This window comes from Dactylosporangium siamense, from assembly GCF_016862795.1.
GTDB classification, from domain to species: domain Bacteria; phylum Actinomycetota; class Actinomycetes; order Mycobacteriales; family Micromonosporaceae; genus Dactylosporangium; species Dactylosporangium siamense.
In genome coordinates, this window is record NZ_BONQ01000036.1 from 46,382 (window position 1) to 66,645 (window position 20,264).

Consider the following 20,264-nt stretch of genomic DNA (forward strand, 5'->3'; position numbering starts at 1 on the left):
CCCGGCTCCTACTTCGACACAGGCCTTAAATTCCCAGCGCCTTGCGGGCGTAGGTCAGATCGTCGCCGGGCGTGTAGCGGTAGGCCGTGAGGCCTGCCGCTCGCGCCGCGCGGATGTTGCGGTCGACGTCGTCGATGAAGAGGCACTGCTTCGGGTGCGCGTCGATCAGCGCGCACGCCGCCCGGAAGTAGCCGGGGGCCGGCTTGTGCACGCTGATCTCCGAGGAGTTGGCGACCGCGTCGAACTTCTTCGTGAGTCCGTGCCGCGCGAGGACGGCCGGCAGGTCGTCCATGGCGTTGGTGGCCAGGCCGACCTTCATCCCGGCCTTCCGGACATCCTTCACGAACTGCAGCACCTCGGGCACGATCTCGCCCTTGTCCTGGTCCCATTCCAGGACGACGGACTCGTCGACGCCCAGGGCCTCGGCGATCGAGGACAGCCACTCCTCGCGCGTGATCTCCCCGGTGATCGCCGGCAGCTGCCGGTCCCACTCGAGGCCGGCCGCGAGGATCGCGCCCGGCTCCAGACCGTGCCGGGTCTCGATCGCGGCGGCGATGGCCGGGTCGTGCCGCCGCAGGACACCGTCGAAGTCGATCAACAAAGCGGTGGGACGCTGGATCATGCGGCTTCTTCCGTGCGGAGGCGCTGGGAGATGACCTCGGTCACGCCCTGGCGCATGGTGACGCCGTACAGGGCGTCGGCGACCTCCATCGTGCGCTTCTGGTGCGTGATGATGATCAGCTGGCTCTTCTCGCGGAGCTGCTCGAAGAGCGTGATCAGGCGGCCGAGGTTAACGTCGTCGAGGGCGGCCTCGACCTCGTCCATGATGTAGAAGGGCGAGGGGCGGGCCCGGAAGATCGCGCACAGCAGGGCGACCGCGGTCAGGGACCGCTCGCCACCGGACAGCAGCGACAGCCGCTTGATCTTCTTGCCGGGTGGGCGGGCCTCGACCTCGATGCCGGTGGTGAGCATGTCGTCGGGGTCGGTGAGGACCAGGCGGCCCTCGCCGCCGGGGAACAGCACCGCGAAGACCTGCTCGAACTCCCGCGCCGTGTCGTGGTAGGCGCTGGTGAAGACCTCGAGGATCCGGTCGTCGACGTCCTTGACGACGGTGAGCAGGTCACGGCGGGTGGCCTTGAGGTCCTCGAGCTGGTCGGAGAGGAACTTGAACCGCTCCTCCATCGCCGCGAACTCCTCCAGGGCCAGGGGGTTGACCTTGCCGAGGAGGTTGAGCTCGCGCTCGGCCTTCGCGGCGCGCTTCTCCTGCGTGGCCCGGTCGAACGGCACCGGCTCGGGCGCCGCCCGGCCCTCGGCCTCGGCGGCGGCCAGCTCCGGCGCGGTGGGCGGCACGTCCAGCTGGGGGCCGTACTCGGCGACGAGGGTGTCGGCGTCCAGGCCGAACTCCTCGGCCGAGCGCGCCTCCAGCTGCTCGATGCGCATCCGCTGCTCGGCCCGCGCGACCTCGTCGCGGTGCACGGCGTTGGTGAGCCGGTCCAGCTCGCCGGTGAACTGCTTCGCCCGGCCCCGGACCGCGATCAGCGTCGACTCCCGCTCAGCCCGGGTCTCGGCGAGCGCGTCCCGGGTCTCCTGCGCCTCGGCGATCGAGTCGGCCAGGTTGTCCAGGGCGAGCTGCGCCGCGGCGGCGACCGTCTCGGCGACCTTGGCGCCGCGGGCGCGGGTGGCCTTGCGCGCGGCGGCCCGCTCCCGGGTGGCGCGCTCCTGGGCCGCCTGGCGCAGCAGCGCGTCGGCCCGGCCGGCGAGGGCGCCGACGCGCTCCTCGGCGGTGCGGACCGCGAGCCGGACCTCCATCTCCTGCTGGCGGGCGACAGGCACCTCACCGGCGAGGTCGTCGCGCTCCATCGTCGAGGGGTCCTCGTCGATCGGGGTCTCCTCGGCGAGGGCGAGGCGCTCCTCGAGCTCGGCGAGGCTGGTCACCCCGGACTCGCGGGCGGCCTCCGCCTTGGCCCGCGCCGCGGCGTGCCGCTCGACCTCGGCCTTCGCGGACTTGGCGGCGGCGCCGAACTCGGCGAGGCGGCGGGCGGCGGCGTTGCGGACGCTGTCGGCCTCCTTCTTCGCCGCGGCGGCCTCGGCGACCTGCTGCTTGGCGCCGGTCGCCGCGTGCCGGGCGAGCGCGAGCAGCTCACGGGCCTCGGCGACGCGGTGCTCGGCGTCGACCTTCTGCTGGCGGGCCTCCTCGACGGCGGCCTGGACCTCGATGTAGCTGTGCTGCTTGCCCGACCCGCCGGCGGCCGCGTACGCCCCGAGGACGTCGCCCTCGGGCGTGACGGCGCGCAGGTTGGGCGCGTAGGACACGATCCGCTTGGCGACGGTGAGGTCCGGCGCGAAGACGACGTCACCGATCGCCTTCTCCAGCGCGGGGCGCAGCTCGTCGGGGGCCCGGACCAGGTCCAGGGCCCAGGCGGCGCCCGGCGGCAGCGGCACCCGCTCGACCGGCGGGGTGGTGTGCGTCGGCGCGGACGCGATCAGCAGCGCGGCCCGGCCGGCGTCGTCCTGCTTGAGCATCTCCACCGACGCGGTGGCGCCGTCGATGTTGGCGACCGCGACCGCGTCGGCGAGCGCGCCGAGCGCGGCGGCGAGGGCCGCCTCATGCCCGGCCTGCACCGACAGCAGGGCCGCGACGCTGCCGAGCACGCCCGGGATCCGGTCGGCGCGGGCGAGCAGCGTGCCGGCGCCGTCCTTGCGGCGCAGACCGGTCGCGAGGGCCTCCTCACGGGCCTTCCACTGCGCGGCGTCCTTCTCGGCCGCCCGCTCGGCGTCGCTGTGCTGCTTGACCTCGTTGTTGATCGCGTCGAGCTCGCGGGTCGCCTCCTGGTGGCGGATCTCCAGGTCGGCGTTGGTGTGGTCGGCCACGGTCGCGCCGGCGCTCGCCTCCTCGTAGAGGGCGGCGGCGTGCTCGGAGCGGGTCTCGGCCTCGGCGAGCTGGACCGACAGGCGCTCGATCTCGTCGGCGGCGGCGGTCGCGCGGCTGCGGGCGGACTCGACCTGGCCGGTGAGCTTCGCCAGGCCTTCCCGCCGGTCGGCGATGGCCTTGTGCGCGGCGACGATCGCCTTCTCCGCGAACGCCAGGCGCCGCTCCATGTCCTGGCGCCGGTCGACGGCCTCGGCGAGCCGCTCCTGGCTCGCCTCCAGGGCGGCGCGCAGCTCGTCCTCCTGCTCCCGGACCTTCTCCGCCTCGGCGGTCAGCTGCTCGGGGTCGCGGCCGGGACGCTCGTCGACCGGGGCGGCCGACAGGTTGCGGTGCCGCTCGGCGGCCAGCTGGTGCAGCGAGCGGTACCGCTCCTGCAGCGTGGAGAGCTGGAACCAGGTGTCCTGTGCCTCGGCGAGCACCGGCGCGTCGGCGGCGTGCTCGGCCTCCAGCACGGCGAGCCGCTCGTTGATCGACTCGACCTCGGCCTCGACCTCCTCGCGGCGGGCCCGCAGCGCGGTCTCGTCGGCGATCTCCTTGTCGAGGGTGGTGCGCAGCGTGGCGAGGTCGTCGGCGAGCAGCCGCAGCCGGGCGTCGCGCAGGTCGGCCTGGATGCCGGCGGCCCGGCGGGCGACCTCGGCCTGCCGGCCGAGCGGCTTGAGCTGGCGGCGCAGCTCGGTGGTGAGGTCACCGAGGCGGTTGAGGTTGGCGGCCATCGCGTCGAGCTTGCGGATCGCCTTCTCTTTGCGCTTGCGGTGCTTCAGGACGCCGGCGGCCTCCTCGATGAACGAGCGGCGGTCCTCCGGCCGGGCGTGCAGCACGCCGTCGAGCCGGCCCTGGCCGACGATCACGTGCATCTCGCGGCCGATGCCGGAGTCCGACAGCAGCTCCTGGATGTCGAGCAGGCGGCACTGGTTGCCGTTGATCTCGTATTCGCTCTCGCCGGAGCGGAACATCCGGCGGGTGATCGACACCTCGGTGTAGTCGATCGGCAGTGCACCGTCGGTGTTGTCGATCGTGAGCGTGACCTCGGCGCGCCCCAGCGGGGCCCGGCCGGAGGTCCCGGCGAAGATGACGTCCTCCATCTTGCCGCCGCGCAGCGCCTTGGCGCCCTGCTCGCCCAGCACCCAGGAGATCGCGTCGACCACGTTGGACTTGCCCGAGCCGTTTGGCCCGACGACGCACGTGATGCCCGGCTCGAGTCGCAGCGTGGTCGCGGACGCGAAGGACTTGAAGCCCTTGACCGTCAGGCTCTTGAGATGCACGGATCTCCACAGGTCGAGGTGGGTGCGGTACCGGGCAGACTACCGCCCGGCAGGATACCCAATCCCGCCGAGCCGCACACCATAATGCGCGTTTCCGTGCCCCTTGAACTGCGGTTCATGAACCATTCGCAACCATTGTCGACGCTGCGTCGTTACTCGACTGCACGGCGCTTTCCGAATGCGCTGACCGCACGTGATCGCGATATAACTCACGGACATGACTGCGCGCCGAGACCCAGAGGATGTCGGCGCGCGGGTTTGCTATTCAGTTCTGCGTAGGTTCCAGCGAAGAGCGCCGGATCCGCCGGCGTTCTACTTTGGGCGAGGGCCTAGGGTCAGGCCATCGCCGGCTCGGCGAGCCGGATCAGGTGATCCGTCTCGGCAGCCGCCGCAGCGAGCCGGTCATTCTCGGCGCGCAGCCGGACGACCTCGAACTCGAGCGCCCGAACCTTGGCACGCAGTTGGGTGACCTCGTCTACGAGGCGCCGATCGGGCGCGCCGCCTACGTGGCCGAAGAGGGCCTTAGCCATATCGTCTCCTTGATAAGCGCAGCCGGTCGGATTCCGGCAAACGCGCGCCCAGCACCCGCGACCGAAGCACTAGGGCATGATTGGGCGCGACTGGCGACCCCTCTATGTTCAGCCCGGGCGGCGACTTAGTCAAGCCGACCGGCATGCCAAACGTCCTGGCCAGGGTGTTCTCACTCACCCGGGTGCGTGATCACGCCCCTGTAGCCGATCGTGGCAGTGTGCCACCGGTTGCCCGCAAGCGCCACTGCAAAGTAGCGTCGTGTCGAAGAAATTCTGACCCGAGGAGATCTGCATGGCGCCTGGCTTGATCGCCCGGCTCGGCGGTCCCACGGGCGTCGCCGCGATCGTCACGGCGATCCTGATCCTCTTCGGCATCGGCGCGGTGGTCGTGCCCGCGCTCTCCGACGGCGGAGGCGAGCCCTCAGCGGCCGCCGCGGCCGCCGAGCCGGCTCCCGCCGCCGGCACCTCGGAAGCGGCCACCGAGGCGGCCTCCAGCGCCCCCGCGCCGAGCACCGCGAGCACCACCGGCAAGGCCAGCCCCACCGTCAACGCCAGCTTCAACAGCGGCTACGAGGACCGGGTCGTCCAGCTGGTCAACGGCGAGCGCCGCAAGGCCAAGTGCGAGGCGGTGCGGATGCACCCGCAGCTGCGCACCGCGGCCAGGGCGCACAGCGCCGACATGGCGGCCCGCGACTTCAGCCGGAGCCAGGGCAGCGACGGCAGCTCCCCCCAGGACCGGGTCAGCAGGGCCGGCTACAACGGCTTCTCCGACGAGCTGGTGGCCAAGGACGGCGATGCCGGCGACGTCGTCAAGAGCTGGCTGCGGGACAACAACAGCCGCGAGATCCTGCTGGACTGTGCCACCAAGTCGATCGGTGTCGGTGCCGCGATGCGCGGCAAAACGCCCTACTGGACCGTGGACACCGGCCGTGCTTGAGGGGGCCCAGCATCGTTAGTCCGGTCGTGGACCGGGTTCCGACGCTCCTGCCACTGCGGGCGCATCCTCTCGCCCGGCCACACGCATGGGAGATCGTCGCGGGACACGGTGCCGCGTTCACCGTCGTCGTCGACGTCGCGCGAGGTCCGGGCAGCGGGCGCGACCCGGCGTACACGGCCGCCCTGAGCAGGCTGGCCGCCGCCGGTGTGCGGCTGCTCGGCTATGTCGACGTCGACCTGTCCACCAGGCCGGTCGATCGGATCCGCGCCGACGTGTACCGGTGGGCCGGCTACCCCGTCCAGGGCGTCTTCCTCGACAACGTGCCGGTCAGCCCGCACTCGATCGGCCCGGTCGCCATCGCGGCCCGCCTCGCCCAGCGGGCCGACCTGCCGGACGTCGTGCTCAATCCGGGCGGGCCGCCCGACCAGACGTACCGTGACCTGGGACTGCCGATCTGCGTCTTCGACGGCAGCTGGCGGGACTACCGCCGCTGGAACGGCGCGGGCGCGCTCCCCGGCGACGGGCACCTGGTGCACGCCGTGCCGCCGTGGGAGCTCGACGAGGCGGCCCGGTTGCAGGTCTCGCGGGGCGCGGGCTTCGGCATCGTGACCGACCTCGGCGCCCCCGACCCCTACGCCGACCTGCCCGCCTGGTGCGGTCAGGTGCCGGGCCTCGCCGAGCTGAACCCGCCGACGCCGCTGCCGCGCCGGCCCCGGCCGCACCGGTTGATCAACGCGGGGTCCGGGCTGCCGGGATCCGCGGCCGCGGCTGGCAGCGTGGGCAGGAGTAGGACGACCGGTTCATGAACGCCTCACGGCGGATCGGGCTGCCGCAGCGCCCGCACGGCTCGCCCTCGCGCCCGTAGGCGTTGAGCGAGCGGTCGAAGTAGCCGCTCTCGCCGTTGACGTTGACGTACAGCGCGTCGAAGCTGGTGCCGCCCTGCCCGATCGCCTCGTTGAGCACGTCGCGGACGTGCCCGAGCAGCCGCCGCACCACCGGGCGGGACAGCTGGTCGGTCTGCCGGGCGCCGTGCAGCTTCGCCCGCCACAGGGCCTCGTCGGCGTAGATGTTGCCGACGCCGGAGATCAGGGTCTGGTCGAGCAGGGCCCGCTTGACGTCGGTCCGGCGGCGGCGCAGGTGCTCCACGAACGCGTCGTCGGAGAACGACGGGTCGACCGGGTCGAGCGCGATGTGCGTCAGCTCGGCGGGCAGGACCGCGCCGCCGCTGGACACCGCCAGCCCCCCGAACGTGCGCTGGTCGACGAAGCGCAGCTCCGGGCCGTCGTCGTCGAAGCTGAACCGGACCCGCAGATGGATCTCGGCGGGCGCCTCGACCGGCTGCATGAGCAGCTGGCCGGACATCCCGAGGTGACCGACGAGGGCGTCCTCGTCGTCGAGCGGCAGCCACAGGTACTTGCCGCGGCGCTGGACGGCACCGACGAGCCGGCCGGCGAGGACGTCGGCGAAGTGGACGGCGCCGGGCAGGTGGCGGCGGATCGCCCGCGGGTGCAGCACCTCGACGGTGGCGATGCGCCGGCCGGAGACCCACTTGTCGAGTCCGCGGCGGACGGTCTCGACCTCGGGAAGCTCAGGCATCGGTCTCCAAAGGGGGTCAGATCGCGTAGTGCCAGACGGTGATCAGGTATGAGCCGTACCACAGCCCGAAGGCCGCGCAGCCCGACAACACTAGCGCCGCCGTGCGGGGCTTCGCCCGTCCGAGCGCGACCGCCGGCGGGACCAGGATCAGCAGCACCGGGACCAGCAGCCGCGGCTTGGAGTGGTAGTAGCCGCCCTGGCCGAGGACCAGCACGAGCGCGATCAGGCCGTACACCAGCAGCGGCGGCCACACCCTCTGCGCCACCGCGATGGCGGCCAGCACGACGACGCCGATGATCATCCAGGCGATGCTCACCTGGATCCAGCCGTCGCCGGTGCGCAGCGCGTTGCGGACGAACTCGAACGTGGACCTGCCGTAGTCGAACGTGGTGCCCCAGCCGGCGGTCTGGATGTCGAACCAGGCGCCGAGGTCGCCGACGCGCAGGCCGACCCACAGCAGGTAGCCGGGGACGCCGGCGAGCGCGACGGCGGCGGCGGCGATCGGCTGCCAGGTGGGGGCTTCGCGCACCGTGGGGGCGGTGTCGGCTGCGGCGATTCTCGCGGCGCGCCGCGCCCTGTAGCTGTCACGGGCGCTGTCGGTGACCGGGTCCGCGGTGTCCTCGGCGGCTGCGCGGCGGCTCCTGTGCACGGCCATCGCGGCGGCGACCACGAGCCCGATCGCGGCGGCGGCGCCGGTCGGCCGGGACAGCCCGGCCCCCAGGCCGAACAGCCCGGCGAGGAGCCAGTCGCCGCGGTGCGCGAAGAGCAGCATGCCGGCGACCATCGCGACGAACAGCGCCTCCGAGTACGCCATCGACAGCGCCATGGACATCGGCTGGGTGCAGAACAGGACGGTGAGCGCCAGGCCGACCCGCTGGTCGTACAGCCGGGTGCCGAGCGCGCACACCAGCACCGCGGCGAACGCCCCGGCGATCCACGCCACGGTGATCGCGGCCGTGCCGACCTCCAGGCCGGTGACGAGGTGCACGATCCGCACGAGCATCGGGTAGCCGGGGAAGAACGCCAGGCCGTTGCCGGTCAGCGCGCCCTCGGTGGTGTAGCTGTACCCCTGCGGGTAGCCGTCCTCGGCGAGGCGGACGAAGTGACCGCCGTCCCAGGCGAGCAGGCGGCTGCGGACCTCACCGTTGTCCGCCATCCACCAGACGAACGCCAGCTGGAGCAGGCGGCTCAGCGCGTACACGGCCAGCGGCAGCGCCCACACGATCTGGGTGCTGCGGCGCCGGGCGACCTCAGTCACCGTGGCCATCGTCGCCCTTCTCCGGCGCCCGCGTCGACAGCTCCCGCCAGGCCGCCTCGGCGGCGCGCTGCTCGGCCTCCTTCTTGCTGCCGCCCTGCGCACCGCCGTAGCGCCGCTTGGCGACGATCACCCAGGCGGTGAAGCGCTTGGCGTGGTCCGGGCCCTCCTCGTCGATGCGGTACTCGGGGACGCCGAGGCCACGTCCGGCGGTGAGCTCCTGCAGGCTGGTCTTCCAGTCGAGCCCGGCGCCGCGCAGGGCGGCCTCGGCCATCAGCTCGTCGAACAGCTTGTGGATCACCGTCGCGGCGGTGTCCAGCCCGTACTGGAGGTAGATCGCGCCGATGAGCGCCTCGAGGGTGTCGGCGAGGATGCTGGCCTTGTTGCGGCCGCCGGTCGCCTCCTCCCCCTTGCCGAGCAGCAGGTAGGGGCCGATGCCCTCCGGACCGAGCCGCCGGGCGACGTCGGCGAGGGCGCGCATGTTGACCACGCTCGCGCGCAGCTTCGCCAGCTGGCCCTCGGCGAGGTCGGGGTGGTTGTTGAACAGCGCGGTGGTGATCACCACCCCGAGCACGGCGTCGCCGAGGAACTCGAGCCGCTCGTTGGTGGGCAGGCCGCCGTTCTCGTAGGCGAAGGACCGGTGGGTCAGCGCCCGCCGGAGCATGTCGGGCTCGAGGTCCACCTCGAAGGCGGCCCCGAGTGGGGTCGGGTTCGTCACGAGCGCTCCCCTAGTGCGTCACGGATGGTGAGGCCGCCGGCCGAGGAGAGTTCGGTCAGCAGATCGTCGGCGAGCCCGGCCACCGCGGGGATGGCCCCCTCGCGGTGCAGGCGGGCGGCGAGGGCGATGCCGGAGGCGATGTCGGGGCCGTCGGCGGAGCCGTGGCAGACCACGACGGTGCCGGTGACCCCGAGCAGGGCCGCCCCCTGCTCCGCCGTCCGCTGCCTGGCGGTGGCGCCTTCGAGGCCCTTGAGCAGGATGTTGCCGGTGAAGCCGTCGGTGACGATCACGTCGGCCGGGCCGCCGAGCGGGACGTCGTGGCCTTCCACCAGACCGATGTAGCGCCCACCGGCGGGCAGGACGGTGTCGTGCAGGGCGACCGCGACGGCCTTGCGGAGCCGGTCGCCCTTGCCGGGTTCGCTGCCGATGGACAGCAGGCCGACGCGGGGTTCGGACACGCCGAGGGCGGTGGCGGCGTACGCGGCACCGAGCACCGCGTGCTGCACCAGCTCCAGCATGGTCCCGTCGATCGTCACGCCGACGTCGAGCAGCAGCACCGGGCCGTGCTGGGTGGGCACGTGCGCGGCGAGACCCGGCCGGCGCACTCCGGGGAGGCGGCCGAGGACGTGGGCGGAGGCGGCGACGACGGCGCCGCTGGAGCCCGCGGAGACCATCGCGTCGGCGCGGCCACCGTAGACCGCCTCGGCGGCGGCCCGGACGGTGGACTCCCGCCGGACGTGGCGCAACGGGGAGTCGCCCATGCCGATGGTGCGGTCGACCACGCTGACACCGACGCGCTCGCGGTCGTGGACCGCGAGCGCGCCAAGGACCTCGTCGGCCGTCTCGCGCGGCCCTACGAGGAGGAGATGCAGGTCTGGGTCGGCGCTGCACGCGCGCAGAGCGCCGTCAACCACGACGGCGGGAGCACTGTCCCCGCCGAGGAGGTCGACGGCGATCCGCGCGGTGCCGGACGGGATCTCCCCGCCGTGCGGCGACCTGTCGGATCGCGTCACCCGGATCCGGAAATCAGACCTCGATGACCTGACGGCCGTTGTACGTGCCGCAGACCGAGCAGGCAGTGTGGGACAGCTTCGGAGAGCGGCACTGCGGGCACGGCTGCGTCTGCACCGCGACGGCTTTCCACTGGCTCCGGCGTGCCCGGGTGTTGCTGCGCGACATCTTCCGCTTCGGAACGGCCACGGGTCTTACTCCTCTGAGTGCTTGATCTGGGTCAGGGCGGCCCAGCGCGGGTCGACCTGCTCGTGGTTGTGACCCGCGGGCAGCTCATCCAGCGGCACCCCGCAGTCGGGGCACAGCCCTGGGCAGTCTTCACGGCACACGGGGTTGGCGGCCAGGGAGAGCACCACCGCGTCCCGCAGTGCCGGCTCCAGGTCGATCAGGTCGCCCTGCAGCCTTCCGACCTCGTCCTCGTCGGTCGTCTCGTCCGTCGTGCTGTGCTCATAGGCATAGAACTCTTGGATCGGGACGTCCAACGTGGCACTGATCGGGCGCAGGCAGCGTCCGCACTCGCCCACCAGCGGGCCGGTGACGGTGCCGGAGACGAGAACGCCTTCTGACACCGACTCCATCCGCAGCTGGAGGTCGAGCTCGGCGCCGACAGGCACGCCGATCAGCTCCAGACCGAGGTCCTCGGGTGCCGGCACTTGGCGCGACACCGCGTGCAGAGCACCCGGTCGCCGGGGCAGGTCTCTCGTCTCGAGGACCAGCGGCTTGCGGGGATCCAGTTGCGGGTGCGGTTGATGTGGCATCTTCAGACTCCGGCCAGGCAGGGCCGACGGACAAGGCTACCCGAGCGGCAGATCTCCCGTCGAATCGCCCCTGCGTTCGTCAGAAAGGCAGCGGCCGGTCGTCGTCGCCGGACGGTGTGAATGAGCCTATCTCGCGCAGCGCGTGCATCTTGTCGCGGCCTCGCTCGATCGAGGCGAGGGAGCGGGTGAGGAACTGCTCGAAGTTGGCGAGGGCCGTGTCCACGTAGTCGTCGACCTCGTCACGGAGGCGCTGGGTCTCGGCCCGCGCCTCGTTGATCATGCGCGACGCCTCGTGCTCGGCCGACACCACGATCTCGTTGATCGACACGAGCCGGTTGTGCTCCGACTCGGCCTCCGTGATGATCCGCTCGGCCTCGCGGCGCCCGGCGTCGACGATCTTGTCCCGCTCGTCGAGCAGCGCGGTGGCCCGCCGTAGTTCACCCGGCAGGTCGGCGCGCAACTGGTCGAGCAGGTTGATCATCTCGGCGCGGTCGGCCACGAAGTTGCTCCGCGACATCGGCGCCGACCGTGCACCCTCGACCAGCGCGATGATCTGGTCGATGCTCTCGAGCGGATCCACTTGCGGTCACTCCCTGTCCCCACGGCAAACAACGTCCACCATCATGCGGCCCAAACCATGATGCCGCTCCATCGCCACACGGAAAGCCCTGAGTTTCAGGGTTTTACGAGCCTTTCTCGCAGCAGGTTTGCCACAAGGTCGGGCACATGCGGCGAAACGTCGCCGCCCCATTTGGCGACCTCTTTGATGAGGCTCGACGAGACGAAGGAGTACTTCGGGTTGGTCGGCATGAAGAGCGTCTCGATCGCGCCGAGCCCGTAGTTCATCTGCGCCATCTGCAGCTCGTAGTCGAAGTCGCCGGCGACCCGGACCCCTTTGACGATCGCACCGATGTCGTTGGCCTGGCAGAAGTCGACCAGCAGGCCCTGGAACGCGTCGACCCGCACGTTGGCGTACGGCGCCGTCACCTCCGCGAGCATCTCCTGCCGCTCCTCGACCGTGAACAGCCCGGCCTTGCTCGTGTTGATCAGCACCGCGACGACGACCTCATCGAACATCTTCGACGCACGTCCCACGATGTCCAGGTGTCCGTTGGTCACCGGATCGAACGAACCCGGACACACCGCGCGCCTCATTGCACCAGCCCAAGCCTCATGAGCGGGGACCGTACCAAAGAGGTTTCTGCCAACAGCGTCACACGCCCTCGTCGCGTTCGGCATACCACAGCGTCGTCTCGCCGTAGCGCCGCTCCGCGCGCTGCACCAGGCCCTCGGGCCAGCGCATCGGGGCGCCACGGCTGCTGCGCTCGACCACGACGACCGCGCCACCGGCGAGCCACCGGGCGGCGAGAGCCTCCAGGACCGCGCCGACCCGTTCGTCGGTCATCGCGTACGGCGGGTCGACGAACACCACGTCGAACAGCTCCTCCGGCTCCTGCTGGAGCAGCCGCTCGACCTTGTCCGCGACCAGTTTGACGGTGCCGCCGACACCGAGCGTGGCGATGTTGGCCCGGACGATCCTGGCGGCCTTCGCGTCGGACTCGGCGAGCAGGACGTGTGCCGCCCCTCGCGAGCAGGCCTCGAACCCGACCGCGCCCGAGCCCGCGTACAGGTCGGCGAACCGGGATCCGTCGAGGTCGACCATGGCCTCCAGGCTGCTGAACAGGGCCTCCCGGACCCGGTCGGAGGTCGGCCTGGTGCCCTGGCCCGCGGGGACCGTGAGGCGCCGGCCGCCCAGGGTGCCGGCCACGATGCGTGTCACGCCCCCAGCCTAGGCATGGCCAGCGAGTGACCTGCACCACTCCAGCTTCGGACATTTCCGATTTTTCATGTTGTACTGGCTTTCATTCAGGCATGACTACTCTGCGTGTCTGACTACGGAGGGTGACGGGCCTCTGAGCAGGGCTTTTCCCGCTCCGTAGTTGGTCTTACGCTGATTGCAGTCGCGACAAAACGTCACGACTACCCAGAAAATGGGGAGACGTTGAACCGGGCCGAGCATCAATCGGTCACCGCTTTGCGGCCCGGGGAGTCAGTGGTGAGACCGCCCCCAGCCGAGACGCCTTTGGGGGCACGTCTTGCGGAAGACCCTGCTCATTCTCGGTAGCACGATGCTGTTCGGCGGCGCTTTCATCGGCACCGCGTACGCGTCGGCCACCACCTCCCAGAACTGCGTGACCGCGTCGGCCGCGACCTACCGGCACACCTTCGACGGCCCGGCCGGCACCGCGACGATCACCTCGACCGCGGCGCTGTGCGACGGCGAGCAGCAGGCGTTCACGCTGGTGTCGTACACCGCCCCCGCGAAGAACTTCGGCAACCCCCAGTTCGTCTACGCCACCGACACGGCCACCGTCACGGCCTCGAAGCCCTCGGTCACGCTGCGTGTCGACGTCCCTGCCTGCTACACCCAGGTCGACACGATCTTCGGCACCGGCGTGATCAACCCCATCGTCGACGGCGGCCCCCGCTACGGCACCACCAAGGTCGGCGAAACGGCCGCCCCCGGCAACCGCTCGGCGGGCGTGCGAGCCTGGCACAACGGCGGCACCACCACCTGCGCCCCGCGCCCCATGGCCACCTTCGTCAGCGCCTGCGACGGCACCCTGACCGCCCACCTCACCAACGCCACCGGGGCGAACGTCGACGCCGTGTTCACCGTCGCCGGCCGCATCGTCCGGGTCGCGCCGGGCCGGGCGGTCGACGTTCCGGTCGCCACCAAGCAGGTCACGGTGCAGGACAACACGTTCAAGACCGTGACGGGCGCCTGGACCGAGCCGTCGTCGTGCGACAGCGGCTCGCCGTCAGCCTCCCCGTCCGCGTCCGCCTCGCCGTCGGCCTCCGTCTCCCCGTCGGCCTCCGTCTCCCCGTCGGCTTCCGTCTCGCCGTCGGCTTCCGTGTCTCCGTCGGCGTCGGCTTCACCGTCCGAGTCCGCTTCCCCTGTCGAGTCCGCTTCTCCGACCGGGTCCGCTTCCCCGTCCGCGTCTGCCGCTCCGTCCGAGTCGGCCGCGCCGGAGTCGCCCGCTGCTTCCGTTTCGCCGTCCGCGTCGTCGTCACCGTCCGCCTCGGTTCCGCCGTCCGCCTCGTCGTCGCCGTCCGCCTCGGTTTCGCCGTCGGCCTCGGTTTCGCCTTCCGCCTCCGTGTCATGGACCAACAACCCGGTCGAGACGGTCACCGAGATCACCCCCGGCGACGGCAACGGCAACGGCACCGTCGTCGTCCCCACCACGATCGACGTCTCCACCACCACGCCGGCCAGCCTCCCGGTCACCGGCTCGAACGCCACCGTCCTCGGCGGCGCCGCCCTGTTCATGATCGCCTTCGGTGGCGGTCTGATCCTGCTCAGCCGCCGCCCCCGCCGCGGCCGCCACGCCGCCTGACCCCCACTCGCAGCCCAGCTCCAAAGATCGGCAGCCCAGCTCCAAGGGATCGAAGGACGGATCCGGTCGCCCCCACGACCGGGTCCGTCCTTCGATCACGTTCGCGAGACAACGCGTGATCAACCCCGTCCACCCGGTCGCATCGGAGGTGGATCGCGCCCTGCCCATCGGGCAAATGCTACGAAATGAGCATCGAGCGTCCCCTCCACGAAGCACGGTCGCCCCGGTCGCCGCGGTGTGGCCACCGGCGCGACCCCCGGACCACTGCGCTTCGCGGACCGAAGGACTTCGGTGGTCAGCCCTTTTCGAGGTATTCGGCGCGTTCCTCGTCGACGAGCTGGGACACCGTGGCGGCGAGGCCCGGGTGGCGGGTCAGCTCGCGGTCGTCCTCCAGCAGTTCGATCGCCTCGGCGCGGGCGTCGCCGATCAGTTCGGCGTCTCGGAGCAGGGACAGCAGCTTCAGGTGGGAGCGGCGGCCGGACTGGGTGGCGCCGAGGACGTCGCCCTCGCGGCGTTGCTCGAGGTCGAGCTCGGCGAGCTTGAAGCCGTCGGTGGTCGAGGCGACCGCGTCGAGGCGGGTCCTGGCGGCGGTGCCCTCGCCGGACTCGGTGACGAGCAGGCAGAGGCCCGGTGCGCTGCCCCGCCCGACGCGGCCGCGGAGCTGGTGCAGCTGGGAGACGCCGAAGCGGTCCGCGTCGAGGATCACCATCATCGTGGAGTTGGGCACGTCGACGCCGACCTCGATGACGGTGGTGGCGATCAGGACGTCGAGGTTGCCGGCGGCGAAGGTGCGCATGACCGTGTCCTTCTCGTCGGCGGGCAGCCGGCCGTGCAGGATGCCGATCCGCAGCCCGTGCAGCGGGCCCTCCTCCAGCTGGGGCGCGACGTCGAGGACGGCGAGGGGTGCCCGGCGCTCGTCGTCGCCGGCGGGCAGGTCCTCGCCGTCGGACTTGGCGTCGCCGATGCGGGGGCAGACGATGTACACCTGATGGCCGGCGGCGACCTCCTCGCGGATGCGGCGCCAGGCCCGGTCGAGGAACGCGGGCTTGTCCGTGGCGGGCACGACGTGCGACGCGATCGGTGAGCGCCCGTTGGGCAGCTGGCTGAGCACCGACGTCTCCAGGTCGCCGAAGACCGTCATCGCGACCGTCCGTGGGATCGGGGTCGCGGTCATCACGAGCACGTGCGGCGGCTGGTCGGCCTTGGCGCGCAGGGCGTCGCGCTGCTCGACGCCGAAGCGGTGCTGCTCGTCGACGACGATGAGGCCCAGGTCCTTGAACGCGACGCCCTCATACAGCAGGGCGTGGGTGCCGACGATGATGCCGGCGGCACCCGAGCCGATCTCCTCGAGGACCTTGCGCTTGGCCGCGGCGCCAAGGGAGCCGGTCAGCAGCGCCACCCGGGTCGCGTCGGGCGTGGCGTCGAGCTCGCCGGCCCGGGCCATGCCGCCGAGCAGGTCCATCACGTTGCGGTGGTGCTGGGCGGCGAGGACCTCGGTCGGGGCGAGCATCGCGGCCTGCCCACCGGCGTCGACCACCTGCAGCATGGCCCGCAGAGCGCACACGGTCTTGCCCGAGCCGACCTCGCCCTGCAGGAGGCGGTGCATCGGATGCGGGCGGGCCAGGTCGGCCGCGATCTCGTCGCCGACGTCGCGCTGGCCCCGGGTCAGCTCATACGGCAGCCGGGCGTCGAAGCTCGCCAGCAGCCCGTCGTCGCGCAGCGGCCGGGCCCGGGCGGGCCAGTCGGCGGCGCGGTGCTTGCGCTGCACCAGGGTCAGCTGGAGCGCGAACGCCTCGTCCCACTTCAGCCGGCGCTTCGCGAAGAACAGCGACTCGCGGGACTCGGGCCGGTGGATCTCGCGCAGCGCCTTGTCGAGCGCGGACAACTTCTGCTTGGCACGAACGGGCGCCGGGACCGGGTCGGGCGTCGGCGGCAGGACGTCCAGAACGGTGCGCACGGCGGCGGCGATCCGCCAGGTCGGCACCTTCGCGGTCGCCGGGTAGACGGGAATGATCGCACCGGCGAACTCCTCGACGCTCTCCTCTCCCTCGGCGCCGTCGAGCAGGACGTAGTCGGGCTGGTTGAGCTGCAACTTGCTCTGGAACCGGCCGACCTTGCCGGAGAACAGGCCCCACCGGCCGGGGCGCAGCTGCGACTCCCGCCACGCCTGGTTGAAGAAGGTGACACTCAGCTCGCCGCCGCTGTCGTCGCCGACGACCACCTCGAGCAGCGAGCCCCGCTTGCCCGCCGTCTTGCCCCGCTGTTGCATGAACGTCCGCGACGAGACCCGCTTGACCTGCCCGAACACCGTGACCTCGGTGTCCATCTCCAGGGACCGGATGTCGGTGTGCTCGCCCCGCTCCTCGTAGCGGCGGGGGAAGTGGTAGACCAGGTCACCGACGGTGTGCAGGTTGAGGCTGTCGGCAAGCAGCTTCGCGCCGTTGCCGATCACCTTCTGCAGCGGCGTGGTCAGGTCGATCTCGGTCACCGGCTCACTCCACCCCGACCAGCAGCGGATAGTGCGGCTGGCCTCCCTCGTAGCACTGGACTTCGACGAACGGCCACGCCGCGGCGACGTGCCCGCGCAGCGTCTCCCCCAGGCCCGCGGGCGCGCCCTGACCCGCGATGAGGGTCACCAGCTCCCCGCCGGCCAGCAACATCCGGTCCAGCAGCAGACAGGCGGTCCGCTCCAGATCCTGCCCGATCAGGTTGACCTCCCCGTCGACGATCGCCAGCACGTCACCCCGCTGGCATCGCCCGGCGACGGTGAGCGCCTCACGGGCCGCGACGGTCAGCTCGGCCGACCGGCACCTGGCCGCGGCCTCCGCCATCGCGATCACGTCGTCCTCGAACCGCCGGCTCGTGTCCCGCACGGCCATCGCGGCGAGGGCCTGCACCGGCGACCGCGTCGGCACGACACCGGCCCGGATCCCCGCGGCCCGGGCCTCGGCCGCTGCCGTGTTGGCGACGGCCAGGACGTTGGTGTCATTGGGCAGGACCACCACCCGGGACGCACCCGTCGCCTGGATCGCGGCCAGCACCTCGCCCGTCGACGGCGTGCCCGTCAGCACCGTGGCGCCCTCGGCGGCGAGCAGCTCGCCCATCCCCCGGCCGCTGCACACGACCACGACGCCCGAGCCGGCGACCTCGACCGGGACCGGCGACCCGCCACCGAACAGGTCGGGCGACGTCTCGGACAGCTCGGGCGTCCGGACCGAACGCTGCTCCGCGATCTGCTCGGCGAACCTCGTCACGGCGATCCTGCTGGGCCGCCCGGCCGCGATTCCCGCCTCGATCGCCGCGCCGACGTCGTTGACGTGCACATGGACGTGCCAGGTCGGGTCGTCACCGACGACGACGAGCGAGTCGCCGAGCGCCCCGAGCGCCTCCCGCAGCGGGCCGATCGCCGCCGGCGGGGCATCGAGCAGGAACTGCACCTCGTAGCCGAACTCGACCGACCCCGCCTCGCGATCCATGACCCCACCGGGCGCGGCGACGGCACCGACGTGCGTCGGTCCGGCGGCCGGTGGAGGCTCCCCGGTCAGCGACGTCACGAACGCCTCCAGCAGCACAACCAGGCCACGACCCCCGGCGTCGACGACCCCCGCCCGCGCCAGCGCGGGCAGCTGCTCCGGCGTGCGGGCGAGCGCGACCCGCGCCCCCTCGGCCGCCGCCCGCGCCACCGCAACGACGCCCACCGACCCGCCACCACCAAACAACCCACCGACAGCTGACCCACCGATGGCTGACGGACCGCCACCGACAGCTGACCCACCGATGGCTGACGGACCGCCACCACCAGACGACCCACCGACGGCCGACCCACCGATGGCTGACGGACCGCCATCAACAGGCGACCCGCCTGCGTCCGACGAACCACCGCCGGCCGGCAACCCGCCGCCGACCGGCGAACCACCATCGGCCGAAGCACCGAAGACAGTCGAAGACCCGCCACCGGGCAAGGAAGCGCCAGCCGAAGACCCACCGGCGGCCGATGAAGCCCAGCCCGGCCGGGAAGCGCCTGTTGAGGAAGAGGAAGCAGCGGACGAGACCGAAGCGTTCACTGCGGAGGACGAGCCAGAGGCAGAGGCAGCGGACGAACCAAAGGACGAGCCAGAGGCGTCCGACGCCCGAGACGAGCCAGAGGCGTCCGACGCGCGAGACGAGCCAGAGGCGGCGGAGGCAGCCGCCCGGGCCGCGGCGGTGGCGACCGACAGCACCGTGCCCTCCACTGGGGCGGCCACCGCCGCATAGGCCGACCGGGCCGCGCCGTCCAGCGCCGCCGCAAGCTCCGCCCCGCCCACGACCGGCGACGACGCCGACGCCGACGCCAGTGACGAGGCCAGCCCCTTGAGCAGCTGCGCCAGGATGATGCCCGAGTTGCCCCGGGCGCCGAGCAGCGCGCCCCTCGCGGCGACCGCCAGCAGCTCCGCGGCGCCGGCGGTGTCCGGGGCCGCGTCGACCGCGTCGACCGCGGCCGACATCGTCAACGCCAGGTTGGTCCCGGTGTCGCCGTCGGGCACGGGATAGACGTTGAGGGCGTCGATCTCTGACCGGTGCCGACGCAGCGCGTCAAGACCGGCGGCACACCACCGGCGAACGGTGGCACCGTCCCCACTCTCTGGCACGCGCCAGAGCCTATCGGCGACCACCGACATTTTCCTCGCGCGCCACCGCGCGAGGCGGCCGCAGGAGCGCGACAAGGGCCGATTGGGAGCAGGCGGGTCCCATCAGGTAACCTTGCGGGGTTGCCCGCCGGTTCGCCGGCCGGTGACACCTGGAATCCGCCGCCGGCCAGTCCGGTGGAGGGGTCCAGCCCGAGACGCAATCAATCCCAGGAGATCCCCGTGGCTAGCGTGTGCGACGTCTGCGGCAAGGGACCGGGCTTCGGCCACAACGTGTCCCACTCGCACCGGCGGACCAACCGCCGTTGGAACCCCAACATTCAGACGGTGCGCACCCCTGCCGGTGGCGGCACCACGCGGAAGGTGCAGGCATGCACCTCCTGCCTCAAGGCCGGCAAGGTCGTTCGCGGCTGATCGCCTGCAGCAAGCGCAACCCAGCACGACCCAGCATCGAGAAAGCCCCGCGACGCACCGTCGCGGGGCTTCTCGGCATCTGGCGCATCGGGTGAACGACCGGCCGCCGAGCAACCGGACGCAGCGCCCCAGGCGAGCACCCGGCCGCGGAGCGCCCTGACGAGCAACCGGGCGCAGAGCGCCCAACGAGCCACATGGCACAGAGCGCCCAACGAGCCACCCGACGCGGAGCGCCCCACCGAACAACCAGGCGCGGAGCGCCCAAGCGACCAACGAGGCGCAAAGGCGTCCGAGCGAACAACCAGGCGCAAAGGCGTCCGGGCGGACGACCGGCCGCTACAACTCCCGGCCGAACGACCGCACGCTCGGATACCCCTTGTAGTGACCGAAGTCAGGGATCACCGAGTAACCGGCCTTCTGGTACAGCGCGATCGCCTCCGGCTGCGCCGTCCCGGTCTCCAGCCAGATCCGCTCCCGCCCCGCCTCCCGCGCCGCCCCCTCCACCGCCGTGAGCAGCCGCTGCGCCACCCCCAGCCCACGGAACGCGGGATCGACGTAGAGCCGCTTCAGCTCCGCCGTGGTCTCGTCCTCGGCGAAGGTCCGCCAGCCGCAGCACCCCGCCGGCGCATGGTCGACGTACGCGACGAAGAAGCCGCCCAGCGGTGGGTCGAACTCCCCCGGCTGGATGGGGGTGGTGTCCCCGTCCCCGCCGTAACGCCTGCTCAGGTCGGCGAGCGTGGCGCTGATCAGTTCGGTGGCGACCCGCGAGCCGTAGCGGGTCAGTCGGATGTCGAGCTCGGTCACCCGTAAAGGGTATCGAGGCGATCGCTC

18 protein-coding genes and 2 pseudogenes are annotated in these 20,264 nt (G+C 71.9%); 4 read left to right on the forward strand and 16 right to left on the reverse strand.

What is annotated here, in order from left to right:
- Nucleotides 1-25 precede the first annotated feature (25 nt).
- From Dsi01nite_RS12410 to Dsi01nite_RS12420, 3 genes are all read right to left on the reverse strand, one after another.
- On the reverse strand, nt 26-622 hold the full coding sequence (locus Dsi01nite_RS12410; protein WP_203846251.1) for an HAD-IA family hydrolase: 597 nt from the start codon (nt 620-622) through the stop codon (nt 26-28).
- A complete protein-coding gene (gene smc / locus Dsi01nite_RS12415; RefSeq protein WP_203846252.1) occupies nt 619-4,191 on the reverse strand; it encodes a chromosome segregation protein SMC in 3,573 nt (1,190 codons plus the stop codon). Before smc ends, Dsi01nite_RS12410 begins: the two co-directional genes overlap by 4 nt.
- A 335-nt stretch (nt 4,192-4,526) precedes the next feature.
- Nucleotides 4,527-4,721, reverse strand: coding sequence for a hypothetical protein (locus tag Dsi01nite_RS12420; protein WP_203846253.1), 195 nt, complete (start codon nt 4,719-4,721; stop codon nt 4,527-4,529).
- Nucleotides 4,722-5,013: 292 nt separating this feature from the next.
- Here Dsi01nite_RS12420 and Dsi01nite_RS12425 point away from each other — a divergent pair, with 292 nt between their 5' ends.
- Together Dsi01nite_RS12425 and Dsi01nite_RS12430 are read left to right on the forward strand one after the other, a co-directional pair.
- Nucleotides 5,014-5,658, forward strand: a complete 645-nt coding sequence (locus Dsi01nite_RS12425) for a CAP domain-containing protein (protein WP_203846254.1) — start codon at nt 5,014-5,016, stop codon at nt 5,656-5,658.
- Between the two features lie 26 nt (nt 5,659-5,684).
- The gene (locus Dsi01nite_RS12430) at nt 5,685-6,464 is read left to right on the forward strand and encodes a spherulation-specific family 4 protein (RefSeq protein WP_203846255.1); all 780 of its coding nucleotides are present in this window, start codon (nt 5,685-5,687) and stop codon (nt 6,462-6,464) included.
- Here the strand turns inward: Dsi01nite_RS12430 and mutM are convergent.
- From mutM to rsmD, 9 genes are all read right to left on the reverse strand, one after another.
- Complete coding sequence (mutM, locus tag Dsi01nite_RS12435) at nt 6,388-7,254, reverse strand: bifunctional DNA-formamidopyrimidine glycosylase/DNA-(apurinic or apyrimidinic site) lyase (RefSeq protein ID WP_203846256.1); 867 nt, start codon at nt 7,252-7,254, stop codon at nt 6,388-6,390. The two genes, Dsi01nite_RS12430 and mutM, sit on opposite strands and share 77 nt — an antisense overlap.
- A gap of 16 nt (nt 7,255-7,270) precedes the next feature.
- Entirely contained in the window at nt 7,271-8,512 is a 1,242-nt protein-coding gene (locus Dsi01nite_RS12440; RefSeq protein ID WP_239135854.1) for a mannosyltransferase family protein, read from the reverse strand.
- Nucleotides 8,505-9,173 carry a ribonuclease III gene (gene rnc, locus Dsi01nite_RS12445; RefSeq protein WP_203846330.1) on the reverse strand — a complete coding sequence of 223 codons (669 nt, stop codon included), beginning with the start codon at nt 9,171-9,173 and terminating at the stop codon, nt 8,505-8,507. The genes Dsi01nite_RS12440 and rnc overlap by 8 nt, the downstream gene beginning before the upstream one ends.
- 50 nt (nt 9,174-9,223) lie before the next feature.
- Entirely contained in the window at nt 9,224-10,204 is a 981-nt protein-coding gene (locus tag Dsi01nite_RS12450) for a phosphate acyltransferase (RefSeq protein WP_203846331.1), read from the reverse strand.
- Nucleotides 10,205-10,253: 49 nt separating this feature from the next.
- A complete protein-coding gene (rpmF, locus tag Dsi01nite_RS12455) occupies nt 10,254-10,427 on the reverse strand; it encodes a 50S ribosomal protein L32 (protein ID WP_203846258.1) in 174 nt (57 codons plus the stop codon).
- 5 nt (nt 10,428-10,432) lie between these two features.
- Complete coding sequence (locus tag Dsi01nite_RS12460; protein WP_203846259.1) at nt 10,433-10,996, reverse strand: YceD family protein; 564 nt, start codon at nt 10,994-10,996, stop codon at nt 10,433-10,435.
- 79 nt (nt 10,997-11,075) lie between these two features.
- A complete protein-coding gene (locus tag Dsi01nite_RS12465) occupies nt 11,076-11,576 on the reverse strand; it encodes an ATP synthase subunit B family protein (RefSeq protein WP_203846260.1) in 501 nt (166 codons plus the stop codon).
- A gap of 95 nt (nt 11,577-11,671) precedes the next feature.
- Nucleotides 11,672-12,151, reverse strand: a complete 480-nt coding sequence (gene coaD, locus Dsi01nite_RS12470; RefSeq protein ID WP_203846261.1) for a pantetheine-phosphate adenylyltransferase — start codon at nt 12,149-12,151, stop codon at nt 11,672-11,674.
- A 58-nt stretch (nt 12,152-12,209) separates the two neighbouring features.
- Complete coding sequence (gene rsmD, locus Dsi01nite_RS12475) at nt 12,210-12,776, reverse strand: 16S rRNA (guanine(966)-N(2))-methyltransferase RsmD (protein WP_203846262.1); 567 nt, start codon at nt 12,774-12,776, stop codon at nt 12,210-12,212.
- Nucleotides 12,777-13,092: 316 nt separating this feature from the next.
- Between rsmD and Dsi01nite_RS12480 the strand changes: the two genes are divergently transcribed.
- The gene (locus Dsi01nite_RS12480; protein WP_203846263.1) at nt 13,093-14,394 is read left to right on the forward strand and encodes a hypothetical protein; all 1,302 of its coding nucleotides are present in this window, start codon (nt 13,093-13,095) and stop codon (nt 14,392-14,394) included.
- A gap of 295 nt (nt 14,395-14,689) precedes the next feature.
- On the opposite strand, the gene recG is transcribed toward Dsi01nite_RS12480, so the two are convergent.
- The 3 genes and pseudogenes from recG to Dsi01nite_RS12495 form a co-directional block, all read right to left on the reverse strand.
- The gene (gene recG, locus Dsi01nite_RS12485) at nt 14,690-16,882 is read right to left on the reverse strand and encodes an ATP-dependent DNA helicase RecG (protein WP_203846264.1); all 2,193 of its coding nucleotides are present in this window, start codon (nt 16,880-16,882) and stop codon (nt 14,690-14,692) included.
- A gap of 4 nt (nt 16,883-16,886) precedes the next feature.
- Nucleotides 16,887-18,077 (reverse strand): annotated as a pseudogene (locus tag Dsi01nite_RS12490) (DAK2 domain-containing protein); the annotation flags it as partial.
- Between the two features lie 492 nt (nt 18,078-18,569).
- Nucleotides 18,570-19,052, reverse strand: a pseudogene (locus tag Dsi01nite_RS12495) (DAK2 domain-containing protein); the annotation flags it as partial.
- Nucleotides 19,053-19,241: 189 nt separating this feature from the next.
- On the opposite strand from Dsi01nite_RS12495, the gene rpmB reads away from it, so the two are divergent.
- The gene (gene rpmB, locus Dsi01nite_RS12500; RefSeq protein ID WP_033357799.1) at nt 19,242-19,433 is read left to right on the forward strand and encodes a 50S ribosomal protein L28; all 192 of its coding nucleotides are present in this window, start codon (nt 19,242-19,244) and stop codon (nt 19,431-19,433) included.
- Between the two features lie 336 nt (nt 19,434-19,769).
- On the opposite strand, the gene Dsi01nite_RS12505 is transcribed toward rpmB, so the two are convergent.
- Nucleotides 19,770-20,237, reverse strand: coding sequence for a GNAT family N-acetyltransferase (locus tag Dsi01nite_RS12505; protein WP_203846265.1), 468 nt, complete (start codon nt 20,235-20,237; stop codon nt 19,770-19,772).
- Nucleotides 20,238-20,264 lie beyond the last annotated feature (27 nt).